Below are 24,271 nucleotides of genomic sequence, written 5' to 3'. Positions count from 1 at the left end.
ATAAAATTAGCTATGGAGTTTAAAAATACGTTGGAATTTGCACAATCGTTAGATGCACAAGACCACTTAAGTACATATAGAGATGAGTTCATTTTTCCTAAGATAAACGGAAAAGAGGTTATTTATTTTACAGGAAACTCGCTAGGTCTTCAGCCAAAACGTACGAAGGCTTTTGTTGATGAAGTGATGAAAGATTGGGCAGAATTAGCCGTAGAAGGTCATTTTTATGCAGAAAAACCTTGGTGGGACTATCATGAGCGGTTAGCTGAGCCATTGGCCAAAGTGGTAGGTGCTTTACCCGAAGAGGTGTCTGTTATGAATACCCTAACGGTCAACCTACATTTTTTGATGGTTTCATTTTACAATCCCACAAAAAAACGTATTAAGATCCTATGCGAGGAAAAAGCATTTCCTAGCGATCAATACATGTTTCAAAGTCAAGTTCGTTTTCATGGTTTAGATCCCGACGAGACTATTGTGGAGCTAAAAAAACGTGAAGGAGAACATCACTGGAGAACAGAAGATATACTTGCAAAAATTGAGGAGTTAGGCGATGAACTGGCACTTGTTTTAATTGGCGGAGTAAATTATTACAATGGTCAGGTAATGGATATGGAAGCCATTACCAAAGCGGGTAAAGCTGTTGGTGCCAATGTGGGTTGGGATCTGGCACATGCCGTTGGTAATGTTGAGCTAAAACTGCATAAGTGGGATGCCGATTTTGCTTCGTGGTGTAGTTACAAATACATGAATAGCGGACCAGGAAATGCCTCTGGAATTTTTGTAAACCAGAAACACTTGAACAAAAAAGACATTCAACGTTTTGAAGGATGGTGGGGAACAAAAAAAGAAACCCGCTTTCTTATGAAACCCGAATTTGAACCTATGGAAAATGCCGATGCTTGGCAAATAAGTAATGTGCCCGTATTATCGGTGGCACCGTATTTGGCATCGCTGACCATGTTCGAAGAAGTGGGTATGGAGAAGTTGATTGCAAAAAGAAATTTGATCGTTTCGTATCTGGAATATATTTTACATGAAATCGATAAGGAAGTAGATAGTTCTTTTGAAATAATCACCCCTAAAGATAGAGGTTGTCAATTGTCGGTATTCTTACACGGACAGGGAAAATCTTTATTCAATTATCTAATGGAAAATGGTGTGGTGACCGACTGGCGTGAGCCTAACGTAATTCGTTTGGCACCGGCACCTTTTTATTCTACCTATGAAGATATGTATCGTTTTGGGCAGATTCTAAAAGCGGGAGTATTGGCAAATTAGATTTTAAAGAAAATAGAAAATAGAGGATAGAATATAGAGAATAGAAATGTATTCTTTTATTTCCAACAACCAACAACCAATACTAAATGAAATCATTACGATTAATTTTAGGGAATGCTAGATACTTCGGTCCTTCATGGGTTTTCGCAAGTATTAATATTCTTTTTGGTACCTGGGCAATTTATATACCTACGGTTAAAGAGTCGTTGAATATCAGTAAATCTGAGTTGGGTATTGCCATATTCTTTTTGGCTTTGGGTGTGTTTACGGTTTTTCCATTTGCTTCTGGTATTGTCAATAGGTATGGAGTAGGTAAGGTTACCTTCAGTGGCGTTATGATGAGCTGTATGGCTGCTATGTTGCCATTATTGGCACCAAATTACTATGTGCTCATGGTAGCTTTATTTCTTTTTGGGGCATCTAACGGTATCACCGATATAGCAATGAATACCCTTGTGACCGAAATAGAGAAAAAAGACAAGGTAAAGTTTATGGCAGCCTCTCATGGTTTTTTCAGTCTAGGTGGAGTATTGGCAGGGTTGGGTAGTTTTTTAATTGGACCGTTGTCAAATCCCGTGCTACATATGTTCTTGGCTGTTTTGTTGGTTGTATTGGTCAATGTAAAATTTAGAAGTCAGTATTTTTCTGAAGTAGCGGAAGAGGTAGAAAATGAACCCTTTAGTTTCGGACTCCTTAAGCCTTTGTTGTTACTGGGGCTTATTTCATTTGTTGCTATGGGCAGCGAAGGTGCTATTGTAGATTGGAGCGGACTATATTTAAAGGAAATTGCATTGGCACCAGAGGCATTATGGGGATTAGGCTTTTTAGGCTTTCAGATAACCATGACCTTAGGGAGGTTTTTAGGTGATGGTATCAGCGATAAAATAGGGTCCGTCAAAATTGTTGCCTTAGGGGCAATTTTGGCAATAATAGGTTATTTTTTGGTGCTTACGGCAAACGTTACGTTGAGTATTATCGGTTTTACTATTAATGGATTGGGTTTTTCTGTCATGGTGCCCGAAGTCTTTAGAATAGGAGGTAATGTAAAGGGGATAGATTCCTCTAAAGGAATTGCTTTTATTGCCGGTACCGGTTATGCCGGCTTTTTGTGTGCGCCTCCAATACTGGGGTTCTTGGCGGAAAATTATAGCCTTACCAGAAGTTTTGTAGTACTATTGGCCTGCGGATTCTTAATTTTGCTCTTTACATTGTTATTAAAGAAAAAGCGAGCATAAATTAGTTCTTGATATTGTTTCTTACCTTAAACTCATTAGAGGGGTCTTGCACTTTTTCAATGAAATCTAACATCTCATTTGTAAGTAGTAATTGATTTTGGGCATTCCAGTAACGCTGGTCGTAAGGGTATTTTATTTTGAACAAGTCTTTTGAGGTGCTCACGTTTTTCTTTACATCAAAATCACCTTCGTTATCTGATGTAGTGAGAATAAAGGATACATCGTAGTAGGAGGTATATGAATTTTTATCATCCGTCACCTCGACTTTTACATCATATTTTGCAGAAGCTATGTAATATCTATTTGTAATTAATGACTTGGATAGTGAAATTTCTTTTTCTACTGCAACTGTTCTAAACCTAATATTGCCATCTTTTTTATATGGACTATTTTTTGAGTTTATTACCATATACATTCTTTCAATTGCATTGTCGTCATTGTTAATGATGTAATGACCATTTATGATTTCATTATTAAATTCTGGTTTGGTATGAAAACTTAGATTGGTTTTACTGCCATTATTAAAAGTAGATTCGGTCAAATCAAAAGCGTCTCCAGTAGCGTTCATAGGAGTAAAATTCATAAATAGTTGGTAAAAGGTTTCAAAAATGAAATATACTTTCTTTTCATCTTTAACTAAACCTACTTTACGCATATTGGTCAACTCAACCTTAAAGTCTTTTTTGTCGGGATTTATTTTTCCTGTATATAGAAGTGTTTTCCTTTCCAATTTTCCTTGAAGATCTTGAATGCGTGTAATTTCTCCATTATACCGTAGAACGCCTCTCAACAAAAATTTCTCTTTATAAGGGTAGATAGGGTAGTTAGATCGAATAGAATCCCTTACTTTTTGCCAAAGCGTTTTTTCGTTGGTAACGGTGACTTCATTTAATTCTAATACACTTTTGTTGAGGTAGATGGTGTCATTAATTTTTTGAAATACGGTGTGTAGTTTATCATACCCAACTCGGTAGATTGTAATGGAATCTAATGATGATGAAAATTGAAAGCGCCCATCTTCATTGGTAATGGTATGGTCTTTACTATTGTAAACGCCAACAAATTCTAAAGGGGAATTATCGGCACTATCTATCACAATAGCATTAATAGTCTGTTGAGAATAGCCTATATATGAAAATAGCAATAATACTAAAAGAAGTGGTTTCATGGTATGGTAGATGAATAAAGAGAGCTTCAAACTTTATACCACATTATTTCACCACGACCCCAGAAAAGTATAAAGAGAAATCGGCATCCGGTCTTTTGTGCATCATACTGATGTTCAATCCGTTTAATTCCTTGTAATCTTCCCAAGTGGTCGTCATATTTGGTTCAGACTGGTTTTCTTTTCTGTATACCCATTCCTTAATAATATAATCATCACCAAAATAATAATCATACGCATCGCCAGGGGTATAACCACCATCATTGTCATACACTGTGGTCAGTTTGTGCATAACAGATTTGCTTATGGGAGCTTCAACCCCTTCTGTGTGTTTGAAGGTGAAACTTTTTTGGTCCCACACCAGTTGGTAAGGAGCCAAAAGCCAAAATTTATCATTTACGAAACCTCCATCGGTAGCCGTCATAGTGCTGTCTACAGATTTTCTGTTGTATGATATAGTATCTTGTCTCGTCATCTTGGTCACATCATTGGAAGCAGTTTCCCATAACCAAGTACGTTCAAAATGCTCATCTTCTCGATCTACATTGAAAGTGAATTTAATGCTTTCAACATCTTTCCAGTTTTGAAATCCGTTTGCATTGGCAATTTTTTCAAGAACGGTCAATTCCTTATCTTCGGCAACAGCAACTTTAGGTTTTTTTTGGTCGGTTTTACATCCTGTAAATACGCTTGAGATAAGTACGGAAAGAAGAATTAATTTTTTCATTTTCAGCAGATTTTCAAGTAAATATATCAATTACAGTATCTTTAACCTACTTTTATTTATTTGTAAACTCAATTATCAAGGTGACATTTCTTAAAAAGCTATGTTTTATAATCATTGGAAACCAGTTTGGTAATAAATCGGTTTCTAAAGGTGCACATGAAAAATTAACTGATAATGAGTTAATTGAGAGAATTGTCGCTAAAAACGATTCTTTATTGTTTGGCGAATTGTATGATAGATATTCTCAATTGGTTTACAATAAATGTTTAGGATTTTCAAAGTCTAACAAAGAAGCGGAAGACTTAACCCAAGATATTTTTTTAATGTTATTTGTTAAGCTGGGTTCATTTAAAGGGAATTCAAAATTCTCTACTTGGCTGTATTCTTTCACTTATAATTTCTGTGTTAATTATGTGAACAGAAATAAGGAAAGAAAAATTAACGACAACTCCATTAAATATGATACCCAAGAAGATATACCTGTTGAAGTAACAGATGATCTTTTGCTACAGATGCAAGTAGATAAGCTTAAACAAGCTCTAGAATTAATTGGTCCGGAAGATAAATCTTTATTGTTATTGAAATATCAAGATGGAGCATCTATCAAAGAATTGGAAAATATCTTAGATTTAAAACCAAGTGCTATTAAAATGAGGCTCAAAAGAGCAAAAGCGAAAGTAACGGAAATGTATAAAACCCTACCTTAATGCTAGAACAGGACAATAATCCATTTAAAAATTTACAAGGGGATCTTAAAGATGTTCCACCAGAACTGCGTAAAAAAGTTATGGATGATGTTGCTGCGGCTAAATTGGTTATGGAGTTGACCAATCTTTTTACGGGTAATTTCGCCTCAATTATTGAGAGCATGTTGAAAACAAATTCAAAACCTAACCAGAAATAATAGTAGTAGACCAGATATGGAAACAGTAGATAAGTGGAAAGACCTAACATTTGAATCTTTAAGTAATATTTTTAAAGATATTGCAGCGGCATTACCTGGTATTTTCGGTGCCTTTATAGTAATTGTCTTTGGGTGGATCATTATAAAAATAACCACTTTGGTTCTCAGAAAAATATTCAAGATCATAAAGTTGAGTAGCATATCCGAGAAAATCAATGAGGCAAAACTTTTTGGAGATGCCGATATAAAAATAGACTTGTCCAAGGTCATTGTAACCTTTGTAAAAGTATTGTTGTGGTTGGTCTTTATAATTGTGGCTTCAGATATTATGGGCTTGACCATTATATCTACGGAGATAGCCAACCTATTGCGCTATCTGCCAATTTTACTGTCTGCAATGGTCATCTTTATGTTAGGCCTGTTTTTGGCAAAGACAATAAAGGAGGCCATTATAAAAGTCTTTGATTCCATTGGTCTAAGCGGCGGTAAGCTTTTAGGTAATGTTTTATTTTACCTGATCATAATTTTTGTAAGTATAACAGCGTTAAACCAAGCAGGTATTGATACGCAGATTATTACCAATAATTTCACTATTGTGCTAGGTGCCTTCTTACTGGCGATTTCTTTGGCATTAGGTTTGGGGTCTAGAGAAATTGTTGGTGATCTTTTAAGAACTTTTTATTCTAGAAAGATTTACGAAGTAGGAGATAAGGTAAAAATCGGCGATTTGCAAGGTACCGTTATCGGTATAGATAATATTGCAATGGTATTAAAGACCAAAACGGGTAAAGTGGTTATACCAATTAAGAAGGTGGTAGAAAAAACGGTTGAAGTAGAAGAACAGCCCGAACCAAAACCAAAAGATTAGTTATTTAATAAAATTGAAATAGAATTGATGGTAATTAGGTGAACGATCGCCACATCTGTTTATATTTTAATTCATTAATTTTGTTAGAGATAAATAAACTTAAAATATGAGTTCTAAAAAAGGAAAAATTCAGGAAGCCATAGATGAGAAATTGCTGGAGGAAAGAAAAGTCTTCTTATGGGGTATGGTTGATGACGATTCTGCAAAACATGTAATTGATAGGTTGTTGTACCTAGATATGCAGAACAATAAAGAAATTCAATTATATATTAATAGTCCTGGTGGTTATGTAACTTCTGGTTTTGCAATGTACGACACCATAAAATCATTAAAGAGTCCGGTTTCTACAATCTGTAGCGGTCTTGCAGCTTCTATGGGTTCTATTTTATTATCGGTAGGTAAAAAAGGTAGAAGATTTATTCAGCCACATGCACAAGTAATGATTCACCAGCCAAGTGGTGGAGCGAGAGGGCAGGCTTCGAATATTGAAATACAGGCTAGAGAAATTATAAAGACCAAAGAATTAAGTGCCCAGATTTTGGCGGATAACTGTGGTCAAGATTTTGATAAGGTTTTAAAAGATTTTGATAGAGATTATTGGATGAATGCAGAAGAGTCTATTAAATACGGAATAGTTGACGGTATTTTAGAGTAGGCTATTATAACTTATAAAAATCAAAAAGTCCTTTACAATTTGTAAAGGACTTTTTTTGTGGTTAATCATCGTTTGGTGAAAAAATGTTGAATTTTATTTTGAGGCTACAATACCTTTTTTAATCTGTAGAATAGGGAATTCGGTTCTTCTGTTCAGCTCCAATTCTTCTGGGGTACAATCTTGTTTACTTGTACAGTGATTAATTGGTACTCGTTTTCCAAACCCTTTGTATGAAACTATCCTATCTTTAGATACACCGTTTTCAATGAGGTATTCGTAGGTAGATTTTGCCCTTCTTTCAGAAAGATTATCATTGTATGCATGGCTACCCACTGGATCTGTGTGCGCCTCTAATTTAATGATCATATCTGGGTAGGTAATGTTCATAACCTTTATTACCTTATTCAGCTCTGCGGCAGCATCGGGTCTTATATCACTTTTGTTAAAGTCAAAGTATATTTTATTGAGTCCCGCTAATACTTTTAGATCCAAAACTGGTTCAAGAACAATATCTTGTCGCATTATTTTTTGAGCCTTTGGAGTAGATGCCGTGTTGAAGAAAACATTTTTATGTGGGTGGGTTTTTCTAACCGCCTCTATCATATAAGTAGTTTTTCTATTCACCGGAAATCTATAATAACCATTTTCATCTGTTGTGGTCTGTGCCACCAAGGTATTGGTGATTTGATCAAATAATTTAACGGTAACACTATCTAGCATTTGATTGTTTACCCCGTCAACAACGTAACCTTCAACATCTAAAGCAGGGGTAAATTTAAATTTATAAATATCGTCACTACCAACACCGCCTTCTCTGTTCGAACTTACATAACCGTCTAATCCATTTGGTAACCCATAATAGGCAAAATCATCACTAGAACTGTTTATAGGTGTACCCAAATTTATAATATCTATTACCTCACCATCTTCATTTGAAATGGTTGAAAAAACATCTAATTGACCAAAGCCAACATGACCATCTGAACTAAAGAATAATTTACCTTCTTCGTTAATGAACGGAAACATTTCATTTCCTTCGGTATTAACAATAGGACCTGCATTTATTGGGGTTTGTATACCTCCACGTTCATGAATTTCTGCATAGTAAATATCAGTACCGCCGTATCCACCAGGTCTGTCGGAAGCAAAATAAATACGCGTTCTGGCTTGGTTTACAGATGGGTGACCTGTAGAATAATAATCACTGTTCATTCTTAGGTTGCTGTTCTCTACCCACTCGCCATCTACAAATTTGGCACTATATATTTTAAGGTTGATTTCATTTGATGCCCCATAACCTTCTTTTTTGTCATAGAAATTGTTTCGGGTAAAATACATGATAGTGTCGTTCTTATAATCTGTAGAAAAAGCGACCGAACTTTCATGGAATTTGGTATTGATATCTCCTTTTAAACGAATAGGTTCCGACATTGGGTTATCTTCTTGTACAGCAAAAAGATCTAGCCAAGGTTCATCGTTCCAGCCGTAAGTTTCACCGGTTACTACATCTCTTCGTGATGAAGCAAAGTATATATTCCCTAAAAACCTAAACGCTCCAAAATCACTATCGGCAGAATTAAAAGATACAGGTTCTACCTCATATCGTTGTCTACTGTTAAAGACAACCGAAGCCAAATTACCATCCTTTAAAAATCGTTTTACACGAGAATCGTTCTTGTTATATTTTTTATATTTTTTCAACCAAACTTCAGACTCCTCTAAATCGCCATTGGCATATAGAGCCATGGCATATTTAAAATAGTAATCTGTAGGTAAGGTGGCATTGTTGATGACTGCCTTAAAATGCGGAATCGATTTTTTATAATCGCGAATCAACAAATAGCATTCTGCCAATTGCTGGTGTGCATACTCTGTATTGAAATCGGTTTCGACCATTCTTTCATACTCTGGTATTGCCAAAGAATAGGAGAATTTACTAAAATAGTAATCAGCTTTTTTTTGTGATGCAATTTGTGCAACTGTAAATTGCCCTACTAGAAAAAGTAGCGTTAAAAGCACCAAATTTTTATAATTTTTCATCGTATCGATTTTAAATTATTAGAAATATCTTGGGGATTTTACAGGACCTAATACCTTTTTGGTAAGTTCGAAAATTAAAATAATTTCATGCGTACCACCAGTATATGGCCTTACAGATGATGTTGGTAGATCATATGCATAACCAATTCTAAAATCTCTAGAGACTTGGTAGTCCATCATAGCACCAAAATTAGATGCGTCGTTCACTCTGTAAGAAGTACCGATCCAAAATTTTTCATTGAACAAAAAGTTAATGGTAAAATCATAGGTTGCCGGTGCACCATTGGTAAATTTCGTAATAATGGTAGGCTTAAAAATAGTAGTTTCTGATAGATCAAAAACCAAACCACCAATGGCGTAGTAGCTATTACGTTCTATGGCCTCAAACTCGCCCTCGTTCAAATCTGTATTTAATATTCTTGGAGATGAAATACCGGCATACCATCTGTTGGAGCCAATATAAAAACCAGCGCCAAAATTAGGATTGATACTATTAAAGTTAGCGTTGAAAAATTGATCGTTGGGATCAGGATTTTCTAGGTTATAGCTTGTGAAACCTCCTTTAAGTCCAAAACGCATTTTTACTTGCTGACTTACTGGAACGGTATATGAGAAATCCCCATAAAAATAATTAGTGCTTTCGAAACCTAAACGGTCATTGATGTACGATACGCCAATACCGATCTTTTCATTTTTTAAGGGAGAATGTACAGATAATGTACTGGTTCTAGGGTTTCCTTCTAAACCTGCCCACTGGTTTCTATGTAGTATTGTTGCATTTAAGGTTTCTCTACTACCCGCATACGCAGGATTAACAGAAATGGTATTATACATGTACTGTGTAAACTGAGGTAATTGTTGTGCACTTACAAAGGCACCGGTACATAGTAATATGGCTAAAAAGAAATTAGCTTTTTTCATGGTTATGTTTGGGTTTAGCTTTTTAGGGCTATATGTTAATTAATAAGTAGGTTAATCTTATATAAACAAATTTAAACGCTCTTCTTATTTATTGAAAAATTAACGGTTGACGCTCCTAATTATTCGTTCTGATACTGCATTTTCGTTCAATTGATGTATTTATTAGATAAAAGCAAAGTGTGTTGTAAAGAACTTAAAAAGAGTATTTTAGGGTTGTTTTTTTTGGTGGGGGAAAGGGTGAAAAAGCACCTCATCTGTTTTAAGATGAGGTACATTGTTATATGTGTTTAATTATTAGTTTGTACCTAGGTAAATGTATCCGTTGAACGGTTCTAGAATTGTACCTGTTTCAATATCGGTTGCTGTAATGATATAGTAATAGGTACCTGTTGGTAACATACCAGATTGTCCGAAAGAACCATTTGGAGATTCACCGCCCCAATCATTTTGATAATCTTTAACCTCGGCAACTTTAGTACCCCATCGGTTAAATATTATAACATCAAAACTAAAGGCACAGTACTCAACCCCTGTTATTTCAAAGAAATCGTTTACACCATCACCATTAGCGGTAACCGCCTTTGAGATAATGATATCACCTCTGCCACATGGTACACATTCTGTATCTACGATTACCGTAAAGTCAACATAGTATTTACAAGTGCCTTCAGTAGAACTGTAGGCAATTTTATATTCACCTGGCTCATGGTTCATTGGGTCAAAAATGTTTTCCTCAAGAACAACATCACCTTCAAGTATCATAAACGTACCGTTACGGTCAAAATCTGCCGGAAGGTAATTTAATAGGTCAATTGGCTCTTCTTCAATACAAATATTGATTGTAATCTCTTGTAGTTGAGGTTGTAGCACAAATATAATCTGCTCAAAAGATGCAGTGTTGCCACAAGAGTCGGTTACGTTCCAAGTTCTAATGATCATATAGTCATCAGAATCATCTGCTTGCTGAATTTCTTCATTGAAGACCACATCAAAATTATCACAACCACCCGTAAATACCATTTCTGGAGCTTCAGGAATTTCATCACCACAAATAATGGTGATTTCTTCTTCATAAGGCTGACTCATAATTGGACCTGTAGGTTCTACGGTAATTACTTGCGTATGTTCTGTTTCATTACCGGCACAATCAGTAGCGGTCCACATTCTTGTAACTGTATAACCTACAGCACAGTTTTCATCATTTGTGATTGTCTCTTCAAAGACCACATCAATATTAGGGTCACAAGAATCTGTAGCTGTCAATATAGATGCTTCTGGCACCATGTTACATTCTACCGTCATATCTTGAGGCAGCGCTTCATTAAATGTAGGAGCTACTGTATCTTCAATAGTTATTACTTGTGTGTGTGTACGAATATTACCAACACAATCAGTAATTGTCCATGTTCTGGTAATTGTATATTCCGTTGCACACTCATCATCTTGACCTTCCACTGATTCATCATAATCTACAGTGATGGCACAAGTGCTATCTGAAGTGATTACAAATGCATCTGGAATAGTTTCACAAGCCTCAATAGTTTCATCAGTTGGCCAACCTTCATCACCATCATTATCAATAATAGTTACCGTAGCAATATTATCCGAAAGGATACCTACGATCGGACTAGATATATTCTCAAGAATTACATTGAAAGTCTCCGGGTCTTCAATAATTATGTCATCTATAATAGGGATAACTATTGGTTGCGTATTTGGGTTTGTACCACCAAATGTCAATGTCTGTGTATTACGAGGTACACCGTTATAATCCATACTATCATTGGCAGAACCATCAACAGTGTAGTATTCAACCGTAAACTCATCTTGTACATCCGCATTTAGAACTACATTTAAAGTAACCGTACCGGCATCTTCATTTACCTCAACAGAAGTAGTATCAAACTGAACGCCATATAATGATGGGTCTGCATCGTTATCAATGATATTTACCGTAGCGGTATCATTGGCAAGAATACCCACTATAGGCGAAGATATATCTTCAAGAATAACATTTAAATTTTCAGTGAATTCAATTAATGTATCGTCAATAATAGGAATTACAATAGTTTGCGTATTCGCATTTGTACCACCAAACGTTAGTGTCTGTGTATCTTGAGGTACACCGGTATAATCACTACCATCAATAGTAGTACCGTCTTCCGTATAATACTCAACCGTAAACTCATCTTGAACATCGGCATTAAGCACCACGTCTAGAGAGACCGTACCGGCACCTTCGTTCACGTCTATCGAAGTAACATCGAATTGAACTCCGTATATAGAAGGATCGGCATCGTTATCGATGATATTCACCGTAGCCGTATCATTGGCAAGTATACCCACGATAGGCGAAGAAATATCTTCAAGAATCACATTGAAGTTTTCGGTGAATTCAATTAATGTATCATCAATAATAGGAATTACAATAGTTTGCGTATTCGCATTTGTACCACCAAACGTTAGTGTCTGTGTATCTTGAGGTACACCGGTATAATCACTACCATCAATAGTAGTACCGTCTACCGTATAGTACTCAACCGTAAACTCATCTTGAACATCCGCATTAAGCACTACGTCTAGAGAGACCGTACCGGCACCTTCGTTCACGTCAACCGAAGTAACATCGAATTGAACACCATACAATGATGGGTCAGCATCGTTATCGATGATATTTACCGTAGCCGTATCATTGGCAAGAATACCAACAATAGGAGAGGAGATGTTTTCAAGGATTACATTGAAATTTTCAGTGAATTCAATTAATGTATCATCAATAATAGGAATTACAATAGTTTGCGTATTCGCGTTTGTACCACCAAACGTTAGTGTCTCTGTATTACGAGGTACACCGGTATAATCGCTACCATCAATAGTAGAGCCGTCTACCGTATAATACTCAACCGTAAACTCATCTTGAACATCTGCATTTAGCACCACATCAAGAGAGACCGTACCGGCACCTTCGTTCACGTCTATCGAAGTAACATCGAATTGAACTCCGTATAGCGAAGGGTCAGCATCATTATCAGTAATATTGATAACACCTTGATCATCATTTATAGCTATCAATGTGGTAGATAGGTTAGAGAGATCAACAAATAAACTTTCGGTAAATTCAATTAGCGTATCATCTATAATGCTAACCGTTATAGGATGAACTTCACCATCTGTACCTGCAAAATTCAGTTGACCACTGTCTGCAGTGTAATCTCCAGGTTCAACCGCAGAATCATTATTTGTTGTGTAATCTACCGTAAATCCACCTTGCACATTACCAGTTAACAACACATTTATAGTTGCAGTACCAGCAGCTTCATCAACTGTAATATTATCATTTTCAAAAGAGATACCAGTTACACCAGGTATGTTATCATTATCCGTAATATTGATATTTCCTTGACTATCATTAATAACAATTAATGTTGTTGAAAGGTTAGATAAATCAACAAATAACCTTTCTGTCGCCTCAATGATATTATCATCGATAATGGTAACCGTTACCGGGTGAATTTCACCATCTGTACCAGCGAAGGTAAGTTGCCCTGCATCAGTCGTGTAATCCCCAGGTTCTACAGCAGTATCGTTATTGGTTGTGTAATCTACCGTAAATCCGCCTTGTACATTACCGGTCAACAATACATTGATCGTTGCAGTACCTGCAGCTTCGTCAACGGTGATATCATCATTCTCAAATGAAATGCCGGTTGTGCCAGGTATGTTGTCGTTATCGGTAATGTTGATGTTACCTTGATTATCGTTGATGCCTATTAAATTAGTTGATAGGTTAGATAAATTAACTAAAAGTGTTTCTGTAGCTTCAATGAAATTATCGTCAATAATGGTGACAACAATAGGTTGTAATTCTCCATCCGTACCGGCAAAGGTCAATTGACCAGAGATACTAGTATAGTCACCAGGTGCAATAGCGGAACCATCTGCAGTTGCATAGTCAATGGTGAATCCGCCAGGAACATTTCCTGTCAGTTGTACGTTTATGGTTGCCGTACCAGCCGCTTCATCAACTGTAATGTTATCGTTTTCAAAATCAATACCTGTAGTGCCCGGAATATTGTCATTATCGGTAATACTGATATTGCCTTGAGCGTCATTTATTGGGATTAAGGTAGTTGACAAGTTAGAAAGGTCAACAAACAGTCTTTCTGTTGTCTCAATTAAATTATCATCAATAATGGTAACTGTAATGGGTTGTGTTTCACCGTCTGTACCGGCAAAAGTCAACTGACCACTATTGGTTGTATAATCACCGGGTTCTACTGCAGAATCATTATTTGTAGTATAATCTAAGGTAAATCCACCTTGAACATTTCCAGTCAACAATACATTGATTGTTGCGGTACCAGCAGCTTCGTCTACAATGATATTGTCATTGTCAAAAGAAATACCAGAGCCAGGAGTGTTATCATTATCCGTGATATTGATATTCCCTTGGCTGTCATTAATAGCAATTAATGTCGTAGACAAGTTAGACAGATCAACAAATAATCCTTCTGTCGCTTCAATAAAACTGTCATCTATAATGGATACGGTCACAGGATGAGTTTCTCCATCTGTACCAGCAAAAATCAACTGACCACTAGTTGCGGTATAGTCATCAGGTTCTACTGCAGAATCATTATTGGTTGTATAATCTAAAGTGAATCCGCCTTGAACATTACCAGTCAATAAAACATTAATTGTAGCGGTACCTGCATCTTCATCTACGGTAATATCATCATTTTGGAAAGATATACCGGTAGTACCAGGTGTGTTATCATTATCCGTAATATTGATATTCCCTTGGTTGTCATTGATTATTATTAATGAGGTAGATAAATTCGATAGGTCTACGAACAATCTTTCAGTTGCCTCAATAATATTATCATCAATTATGGTAACGGTTATAGGTTGAATTTCACCATCTGTACCTGTAAAGGTCAATTGACCGTTAATAGGGGTGTAATCTCCCGGTTGTATAGCCGTATCATTGTTGGTGGTATAGTCAACTGTAAATCCACCAGGAACGTTTCCTGTTAATTGAACATTGATCGTTGCGGTACCTGCAGCTTCATCAACCGTGATATCATCGTTTTCAAAAGCAATACCCGTAGTACCCGGTATATTATCGTTATCGGTAATATTGATGTTAGCTTGATTGTCATTGATAGTAATCAAGGTAGTTGACAAGTTAGTAAGGTTTACGAACAATCTTTCTAACGTCTCAATAGCACTATCATCGATAATGGCAACCGTAATAGGTTGTAATTCCCCATCGGTACCAACGAAAGTCAGTTGGCCAGAACTGGTTGTATAATCATTAGGTTGGGTTGCAGAATCATCTGCCGTAGTATAGTCTAAAGTGAACCCGCCTTGCACATTACCTGTTAATAATACATTTACCGTAACCGTGCCAACAGCCTCATCTACCGTAATATCATCATTTTGGAACGAGATACCTGTAGTACCAGGGTTGTTGTCATTATCGGCAATATTGATATTTCCTTGGCTGTCATTAATAGCGATCAAGGAAGTAGAAAGGTTAGATAAGTCTACGAACAATCTTTCTGTAGCTTCAATAATGTTATCATCGATTATTGTAACGGTAACTGGGTGAGTTTCTCCGTTTGTGCCAGTAAAAGTCAATTGACCAGAAGTTGCCGTATAATCACCAGGTTCTACCGCAGAATCATTGTTTGTGGTATAATCCACTGTAAATCCGCCTTGCACATTACCCGTCAACAGCACATTTATGGTCGCTGTGCCTGCATCTTCATCTACGGTAATGTCATCATTTTCAAATGATATACCAGTGGTTCCAGGTATGTTGTCATTATCTGTAATATTGATATTCCCTTGGTTGTCATTGATAGTAATCAAAGAGGTAGATAAATTAGATAGGTCAACGAACAGCCTTTCTGTCGCCTCTATAATGCTATCATCGTTTATTGTCACCGTAATAGGTTGTACTTCCCCGTCATTACCAGTAAAGGTCAATTGACCGCTATTGCTGGTATAATCACCAGGTTCTACTGCAGAATCATTGTTTGTGGTATAATCTACCGTAAATCCGCCTTGAACGTTTCCAGTTAAAAGAACATTTATAGTAGCCGTACCATCAGCTTCATTAACGGTGATATCATCATTTTGGAATGATATTCCCGTACCTGCACCACCATCGTTATCGGTAATATTAATTACACCTTTGTCTTCATTTATTGCAATTAACGTGGTTGAAAGGTTTGAAAGATCAACGAATAAACCTTCTGTAACCTCAATTATACTGTCGTCGTTAATAACAACAGTTATGGGTTGCAATTCTCCGTCCGTTCCTGCAAAAGTTAACTGTCCTGAGTTGGTAATGTAATCAGTAGGCTGTGTAGCAGTATCGTCATTGGTGGTAAAATTTAATGTAAATCCGCCTTGAACATTACCTGTTAACAATACATTGATCGTTACGGTACCTGCAGCTTCATCTACGGTAATATTATCATTTTGAAAAGATATACCGGTAGTGCCTGGTATATTATCATTGTCATTTATGGTACCAATAGCTGAATTTGTAGATTGTTGATCTAAGAACCCAACATTGATATTAGATTGAATATTTGATAATGTAATTGTAAAATCTTCTGAAGGTTCAATAATATTATCATCTATGATCGGTACATCGATATTCACCGAATAGGTTGTGCTGTTGAATGTTACCGTACCTGTCGAAGAAGTATAATCTTCAGATTCAAGCGCTGTATCATCGCTAGTAGCGTAATCAACAGTTACGGTTTCGCCAGGAGCAATGCTACCTGTAAAAGTAGCTGTAAATCTTGCAAAGGTATCGGTGCCTTCTGTAACGATTACATTATTATTGGCGAAAGAAACCCCTGTACTGCCAGGTACATTATCATTGTCGGTTATTTCGATAATACCTTCGCTATCATTTATTGTTGGTGTGTTTGTACCGTTGGTAAGTTGAACTAATAACTGTTCGGTAGTTTCTATAATCGAATCATCATTTATGGATATGGTTACCAGTTTTATTTCATTATTGGTACCATTAAACGATATTTCATTTGATGAAGAAACATAATCACTAGCTTGTACTGCGGTATCGTCTGCAGTATTGTAGTTTACCGTAAATCCGCCTGAAACAGTACCTGTATGGGTAATTTCAAGAACAGCGGTACCGGCATCTTCATTTACAACTACATCATTAATGCTCAAACCTATTGGGTCTCCATTCTCACTTACATAAATGTATTGTGTATGGCTGGTTGAGTTACCTGCGCAATCATCTGTTGACCAGGTTCTAATAATGGTGTAATTTGTACTTGTATTATCACCATCATATGTTTCATTGAACACCACTGTAGAGTTGGAGTCACAATTATCATTGGCAGAAAGAATCGGTGCCGTTGGTATATTATCATGAGCGGCATATGAATCTTGTGGTAAAGACTCATTAAAAGTAGGCGCCTCGTTATCTTCAATGGTTATTACTTGTGTAAATGTATCACTTACTCTTCCACAGGCATCTGTAAATGTCCACGTATTGGTATACGTACCTTCTGTTGGGCAAGAACCAGATTGTACAAAGCTACCTGCTGTTTTATGTAAGGTAAAATTACAAGAAGCCGTTGCAGGTACTAATGAATTGGCATTGTTCAGTGCGGCAATATTATCACAGTCAATAGTTCTGTCCAATGCATTTGGTGCAGTAGACCAATTTACCTGTGGCGGTTGTTGCACATCTATAATGGTTGGGGTATGTGTACCAATACCACAAGCATCTGTAGAAGAAGAACTATTTGTTGTAATTGGGTCTCCACTAATTACACCACTATACGTAGCGGTAGCTTGTAATTCAAAACTAGCAACACAAGCAGTTTCTAAAAAGTAACAGGCCTCTATTATTTCTATATCGAAATCAAGGTCGTAATTATCGCCCATATTAGTGAATCCATCTTGAGCTGTAAAAGTCAATGTCTTTGTAGATGGGTCGTACGAATGGGATACTCCGGCAGGTAAAGTGCCTGCTCCAGAGAATTCCGCCTCCATTGGTAATACAGTTGTAATTACAAGATCTTGAATATCGTCATTACCAATATTACTTACGTTTAATGTCAATGGTACAATATCACCAGCGTTAAACGGACCGGCGGTATTTGTATTTAAACTTAAAGCACCTAAACTTGGTTTGTAAACATCAACGCTTAATCCCATTAAGTATAGACCATAAGACTCTTGATCTGTAGTTATCTTAAATCGGGCAAAGGTTTGGTCATTATCTATATATCTGTTTCCGGTATTTGTTAATGGAAATACGGTAGCATCAAAACCTAAAGTATTGGTACTAGCAGCATTTCTGTCCACATAATTTAAACCATCAATGGTGATACGACTATTAAAGAAGTTATCCTCATCTCTTAATGTGGTCGATAATTTAGACCAGTTGTTAGTAGTATCATAGATCAATAATTGGTCACCAGAAAGATCACGGTCACCTTCTAAGGCACCTAACATTACATTGGCATTGATATTACCGTTAGGTATGGTTTCAAAACCACTAAAGTTAAATTCAGTTTCACCAGCACCATCAGAAGCAAAGGTATGAACGTAACCATCATAAAGAGTAATGTTTTTAGGGTCTAAAGAAACATTTTCATACACAAAAACTATTTGCCATCCACCAGAAGTACCGGTAATATTAGCGATACCATGAGAACGTAAATCCATTTCTGTAGCCTTAACATTACCTACTTGGTATGTTCCAAAAGGAGAGGCAAGTGCATTGATATCATCGGTTATATCTTTGATACAAACATATGGGTCGTTTTGGAAATGATCATCGCGACCTCTATAGATAACTTCATCGGCAGAAACGGTAGTGTACGATGATTGGCCGGGCAACATTAATTTTACTTGGTTGTAGTTCCAAGATGGTTCTGTAGCTCCGCCACCAGTTGTGCCATCATATTCTTTATCTGCAGCAGCCCAGTATAAGTATGCTTTCTTTATGTTCAAACAACTTAATGTAGGCTCTGGATTCGCCAAATTGGCATTGGTAGAATTAAAGGTAGATGGGTCAGAATCAATATCCACAAAAACGTTATTATTGAAATCATGGTTACCATCTTCGCCATTGTAATTACCAGTTGAATTTCTTGAAAGAACGTTATTGGCAATCATGGTAAAGTCTCCATTGATACTACCGGAATAACGAATTTCAAAATCTTTTTTAAGGTTGGTGTCGTTTACAAAAATGTTTACTACAGCTTCATCTTCTGAACCGTTAGAATCCACAATTTTATATCTGAATGAATCGTTACCGTTGAATGACGGACTAGGCTGATATTCAAAATAATCATCTGTAGCATCACTAGGTGTGCCATTGTCCATAAGTGTCACGGTACCGTTAATAGGAGCGTTGACTACTTGTAGAGGGTTTACGGCTGCAGGACCGTCAAATCCATAATCATCATTGTCAAGCACCGTAATATTTGCAGAAGCTTGATTTTGAAATACTACGAACGAATCATCTACTGCACTTGGTAAGTGGTTGACATCGGTTATCGTACCAATAGCGGTAGGATTGGATGCTGTAATCAAGCTTGGTGAAATTGAAGTAATCGTCAATCTTAAGGTTTCATCGCCTTCAATTAATGCATCTTGTATGATATCTACAGGTACTTGTAGAACTTCATCTGAAGTCCCGGAAAAGTTTAAAGTTCCTGTTTGCGTAGCGGTATAGTCAATACCATAAGTGGTAGTGTTATCCGTAATTTCATACGCTGCAGTAAAACCACCATTAATAGGATTACCTGTATAGGTGACCTCAAAATTAGCGGTAACATTAAATTCGTCTACGGTAAATCCAGTTGCTGCAACTGTACCGGTATCATCATTAGTTATAGTGCCAATTGCATCTGCATTGGCTATGGTGATTTTGCTGGAGGACGGATTGGAAATAGTGATTCTTAAATCTTCGTTATTCTCAATAAAATCATCACCAACAACATTAATTTGAACCGAACGTACTTCATTGTCAACACCGGTAAAAGTTAAGGTACCCGTTGTTGATGGGGCTGTAGTAAGCGTGTAATCAACACCTGTTGTAGTACTGATGTCTGTTATTTCATAATTTAAAGTAAAACCACCGTTTAATCTATCTCCCGAATAGGTAACATCAAAATTAATACCATTTGTTTGCTCCACAATGCTAAAACCATCTACCGAAACAGCCCCTCCATCATCATCAATGATAACTCCTCTGGCTTGGTTGTTCAATAGGTTGATACCAACATTTGAGCGTATGGCCACCAAATCAACAAAGAAATCTTCTTCGCCCTCAATAGTATTGTCACTTATAATTGGTACGGTAATATCTTGAGTTTTTTGTGTATTGGTGAAAATTAATGTTTCTATTGTCGCATTAGGATTGAAATCTGTAGCATTAGCTGCACTACCGTTATTTACAAAATAGTCTACTTCGATAGTTTCACCAGTATCTATAGCACCAATAAATTCAACAACAAATGTTGCATTTACGGTGTCTGACGGATCACCTTCTGTTACAGTTACCGTTAAGTTTTCAAAATCTATTCCGCTTGTGGCAGTATTGTCATTATCGCTAATTGCACCCGTACCTGTTGGGTCTACAATGTTGATTAGAGTAGTGGACAGGTTAGAAAGCTGAATGTTCAAATCTTCAGTAGCTTCTATAAAAGAATCTTCTAAAATATCAACTGATACGGATTGCGTATCACCAGTTGAAGTACCTGCTGGGAAAGCTAGTTGCCCCGATGCCAAAACGGTATCATAATCTTTAGCACTAGTGGCGGTACCATCAGTAATACTATAATCTACGGTAAAGGTATCTTGTACGGTATTACCATTATAGGTAACAATGAAGTTAGTGCTTCCTGCGGATTCGTTTACTGAAAAGTCAGAAGCACTTAAACCTGTGGTTGCCGTTTTAACGTCATTATCGGTAATGGTACCAATAGCATTGGCATCAACTAGGTTAATTAGTGTAGTAGATAAATTAGTTAATTGAAAATTGATGGTTTCATCAGATTCAATTATAGTATCGTCGTTGATATTAATACTTACATTTTGAATGTCTCCATCTTCTGTACCCGTTGGAAATATCAATTGACCGGTTAAGGAAGGATTTCCACTATAATCTGAACCAGCTATGGCCGATCCATCTGTTATTGCATAATCTACAGTAAATGAATTTTGAAGTTCACTACCATTGTAGGTAACCACAAAATTGACAGTGCCAGCATCCTCATCTATATTGATATCAGCTACCGTTAACCCTGTAGTTGGTGTTTTTGTATCATTATCTTCTATAGTACCTATCGCATTTGGGTCTACTAGGTTGATAAGGTTGGTAGATAAGTTTGATAATTCTATGTTTAATGTTTCGTCCCCTTCTATAAGGTCATCATTGATTATGGTAACACTTACCAATTGTGTAGCGCCATCTGTAGTGTTGTTTGGAAAAGAAACCTGTCCTGTTAATGTAGCCGTATAGTCGTCTCCTTCAAAAGCAGAACCATTAGTAATGGTGTAATCTACTGTAAAGCCGTTTTTGACATTACCGCCTTTATAAGTTACTACAAAATTTGCCGATGCCGTTGCCTCATTGAAATTTACATCAGCAATAGACAAACCTGTGGTCGGGTCGGTATCGTTATCTACAATTGTACCCGTAGCATCTGCATTTATAATAGTCAAAAGACTATTTGAGATATTTGATATTTGAATACTTAGACTTTCGTCACCTTCTATTACGGTGTCATCTGTAATTGCTACTAAAAGTGTTTGCGTATTTCCATCGGCAGTACCGGCAGGGAAAGTAACCTGACCAGTTAGATTTACATTATAATCTGATCCAGCAGTGGTACTATTATCAATAATAACGTAGTCTACGGTAAAAGAGTCTTGAACGGTGGGTCCGGTATAAGTCAATATAAAATCTACGGTTCCAACGTCTTCATTTATTGAAAAATCAGCAATAGAAACACCTTCGCCAGAAGCAGGGGTATTTATATTGGTTATGGTCCCAAGAGCAGTATCTGTGATATCCCCTACATTGGTAGAACCATTGGTCATACTTAATGTGAAGGTTTCGTCACCTTCAACTACTGCATCATCGATGGCAGGGATAAGAATATTCGTATTTAAGGTGTTACTTGGTACTGAAAAAGAAGATAAAGCGGTATAGTCTGATGCTAAGGTAGTAATGTCTGAATATGTAAGATCAAACGTAACCAATTCGTTTACCGCATGAGATAGGTTAACTACAAAATCTAGGTTAGTGCCTTCGGCAGAGGTAGCATCGGCAATTTCTACGTTAGGTCTAATAAATAGATCAACAGCATTAGAATAGGTGTACGGCGTACATAGATTTTCACTGTCAAAAGCACTGAAACGATATTGGTTTCCACTTTCGGTACTGGAGATATTGGTTAAGGTCAATGCCGTTGTAGTGGCACCGGAATACACACCCCCATTGGAAACAGGATTCCATGTAGTTCCATTATCCGTACTTAATTCCCATTGGTAAGTAAGTCCGGTTCCGTTAACTCCCGTTGTATAAGTAATCGTATCACCAAGATTGGCAACTCTATCGCTAGGTTGCATTGTAATATTTACGGTTTGGAATGCTGAAGTAACTTTGCCATCTGTACCAGTATAACCACCTTGCCCTAAAACACGACCGGTAGATGGATCGACTGTACCATTGCTTACCGTTAATGGCCCAGTACCTAAATAGCCATCTCCATCAGGGTCGGTATGTCCTGCTTCAATAGCATCGGGGCAACCGTCGTTATCAGAATCATTATCTAAGCTATCAATAATTGTGTCGCCATCGGCGTCACCATTACCTTCGTTAATATCTGTTATTCCATCATTGTCATCATCCTCATCCACTAAATCATTAACTCCGTCAAAATCACTGTCCAAATCATCATCGGTAATTGTAATTTCACCTTCACCGGTTACAAATACAATGTTTTGTGGTACATAATTAGTAATTAGTCCGGTTGCAGGGCTATAAGAGGGTACTACGGTAAAGTATTCGGTAGGTTCAATTACAGCATCATCGTTTACCTTAAAGTTTCTCTTAAAATTTTGACCGCTCGATCCATTAAAATTAAAAAAACCAGTGGTTTCGTCATAATCTGATGGTTCTGTAGCCGTATTGTCAGAAGTAGTGTAATCTATTCTAAAGTTATCCTGAACATCCCCGTTTAAAGTAAAATCAATGCTTGCATTACCTACAGATTCCAGTTCGGTGATACTACTTAAATTAACGGTAGCGGTATCATTATCATGAATTCGAAGTGCAGAACGTTCTGTATTAATACTTACTCTTGAAGGGGCAATACCAAATTTGGTTTCCTCTGCCACATTTCTAGATTTAACACCGTTAAACTCTTCAGATGGTTCAACTATTGCATTTTCTATAGTAGGTATTGGTATAATTATTTCAGTACCGGCAATTGAACCAGCTGGAAACGTAGCGGTAGTGTTGAAAGAATTGAAATCTGTACCATCGCTAGCCGGACTCGCTGAACTAGGATCCGTTTCAACAGAGAAATCAATACTGTAGGCATCTTCAATACCTACGTATTGTTGACCGCCTGAGTTGGTGCCATTTGATAATCGTAAAATATACTGTATTTCTCCACCTTCGGTAATATCATAGTTTCCGCCGGTTACATAGGCAACATCGGTATCTATGATTGTACCGGTACCTGTAGCATCTGAAAAAGAATAGGAACCAGAAGGGTCACTTAAGGTTAGTGTAAATTCTTGTTGTGTGGTTTCTACCCAATCATCGTTTAAGGCAGCTACCGTAAAAGTTGAGGTTGAACTTAAAAAGAAACCTAAAGTTACCGAAGTATTTCCGTTATAATCCGCAGGTGTAGTGGTTCCATCTGTATAAGTTACATCAAAAGTATAGTCTCCTAGTAATGGACTGTCGGAAGTTACCGTAAAAGTCATATTAGATCCTTCATCGGCACTAGCATCCGATACTGAAAAGGTTTGAGCTAAGCCATTAACAGATCCTATAAAGAACCATATGACAAATAGCAACAATGTCGATGTTATGAACGTTGAATTTTTCATTATTGATTCTTATTATAGGTTATTATAATACCGTTTGAGCGTTTACTGCTATCAACCGGCTTATCGGTAGTAGAATTTCTATTGTCTAGAGTGTAGATTATTTCTGTATGACAATTAGCGTTTACATTATAAACATCTGTACTACTATCAATTGAATTGAATAGATAGATGCTCCTTGAAAAAGGCGTAGAGAGATGTTGTATTTCTCTTTTTGGAAATACAAATGTTTCAGAACAACATTGGGGGGAGATGATGTTAGAAGTGTAAATAGACTTCATATTAATGGTTAAGTTTAATTCTTTATTGATTACTTAACCAACATCAAAATCGATT

General features: G+C 36.8%; 12 protein-coding genes. 6 read left to right on the top strand and 6 right to left on the bottom strand.

Going from position 1 to position 24,271, the window contains the following annotated elements:
* The first annotated feature begins 12 nt into the window (after nucleotides 1-12).
* Together kynU and DCS95_RS06730 are read left to right on the top strand one after the other, a co-directional pair.
* On the top strand, nucleotides 13-1,281 hold the full coding sequence (gene kynU / locus DCS95_RS06735; protein ID WP_116769992.1) for a kynureninase: 1,269 nt from the start codon (nucleotides 13-15) through the stop codon (nucleotides 1,279-1,281).
* Nucleotides 1,282-1,367: 86 nt separating this feature from the next.
* A complete protein-coding gene (locus DCS95_RS06730) occupies nucleotides 1,368-2,516 on the top strand; it encodes an MFS transporter (protein ID WP_116769991.1) in 1,149 nt (382 codons plus the stop codon).
* Between the two features lies 1 nt (nucleotide 2,517).
* On the opposite strand, the gene DCS95_RS06725 is transcribed toward DCS95_RS06730, so the two are convergent.
* Nucleotides 2,518-3,684: a peptidase associated/transthyretin-like domain-containing protein gene (locus DCS95_RS06725; protein ID WP_116769990.1), complete on the bottom strand. Its 1,167-nt coding sequence runs from the start codon at nucleotides 3,682-3,684 to the stop codon at nucleotides 2,518-2,520.
* A 43-nt stretch (nucleotides 3,685-3,727) separates the two neighbouring features.
* Entirely contained in the window at nucleotides 3,728-4,408 is a 681-nt protein-coding gene (locus DCS95_RS06720) for a hypothetical protein (RefSeq protein WP_116769989.1), read from the bottom strand.
* Between the two features lie 80 nt (nucleotides 4,409-4,488).
* Here DCS95_RS06720 and DCS95_RS06715 point away from each other — a divergent pair, with 80 nt between their 5' ends.
* The 4 genes from DCS95_RS06715 to DCS95_RS06700 all read left to right on the top strand — a co-directional run bounded on the left by DCS95_RS06715 (nucleotide 4,489) and on the right by DCS95_RS06700 (nucleotide 6,835).
* Nucleotides 4,489-5,115 (top strand): RNA polymerase sigma factor, encoded by a 627-nt coding sequence (locus tag DCS95_RS06715; protein ID WP_116769988.1) that lies wholly within the window; start codon nucleotides 4,489-4,491, stop codon nucleotides 5,113-5,115.
* A complete protein-coding gene (locus DCS95_RS06710; RefSeq protein ID WP_116769987.1) occupies nucleotides 5,115-5,312 on the top strand; it encodes a hypothetical protein in 198 nt (65 codons plus the stop codon). The genes DCS95_RS06715 and DCS95_RS06710 overlap by 1 nt, the downstream gene beginning before the upstream one ends.
* 16 nt (nucleotides 5,313-5,328) lie before the next feature.
* A complete protein-coding gene (locus DCS95_RS06705) occupies nucleotides 5,329-6,180 on the top strand; it encodes a mechanosensitive ion channel family protein (RefSeq protein ID WP_116769986.1) in 852 nt (283 codons plus the stop codon).
* 106 nt (nucleotides 6,181-6,286) lie between these two features.
* Complete coding sequence (locus tag DCS95_RS06700) at nucleotides 6,287-6,835, top strand: ClpP family protease (RefSeq protein ID WP_058105935.1); 549 nt, start codon at nucleotides 6,287-6,289, stop codon at nucleotides 6,833-6,835.
* A 93-nt stretch (nucleotides 6,836-6,928) separates the two neighbouring features.
* Here the strand turns inward: DCS95_RS06700 and DCS95_RS06695 are convergent, their stop codons facing one another.
* The 4 genes from DCS95_RS06695 to DCS95_RS20220 form a co-directional block, all read right to left on the bottom strand.
* Nucleotides 6,929-8,875 (bottom strand): OmpA family protein, encoded by a 1,947-nt coding sequence (locus DCS95_RS06695; protein ID WP_116769985.1) that lies wholly within the window; start codon nucleotides 8,873-8,875, stop codon nucleotides 6,929-6,931.
* Between the two features lie 18 nt (nucleotides 8,876-8,893).
* The gene (locus DCS95_RS06690; protein WP_116769984.1) at nucleotides 8,894-9,796 is read right to left on the bottom strand and encodes a PorP/SprF family type IX secretion system membrane protein; all 903 of its coding nucleotides are present in this window, start codon (nucleotides 9,794-9,796) and stop codon (nucleotides 8,894-8,896) included.
* 294 nt (nucleotides 9,797-10,090) lie between these two features.
* The gene (locus DCS95_RS06685) at nucleotides 10,091-23,938 is read right to left on the bottom strand and encodes a Calx-beta domain-containing protein (protein WP_116769983.1); all 13,848 of its coding nucleotides are present in this window, start codon (nucleotides 23,936-23,938) and stop codon (nucleotides 10,091-10,093) included.
* Nucleotides 23,938-24,216: a hypothetical protein gene (locus DCS95_RS20220; protein WP_164674136.1), complete on the bottom strand. Its 279-nt coding sequence runs from the start codon at nucleotides 24,214-24,216 to the stop codon at nucleotides 23,938-23,940. Before DCS95_RS20220 ends, DCS95_RS06685 begins: the two co-directional genes overlap by 1 nt.
* Nucleotides 24,217-24,271: the final 55 nt, after the last annotated feature.

The sequence above is a fragment of the Maribacter litoralis genome (assembly GCF_003075045.1).
In the GTDB taxonomy this organism is placed as follows: domain Bacteria; phylum Bacteroidota; class Bacteroidia; order Flavobacteriales; family Flavobacteriaceae; genus Maribacter; species Maribacter litoralis.
The sequence above is the reverse complement of the archived record's forward strand: the minus strand, read 5'-3'. Positions and strand labels throughout refer to the sequence as shown.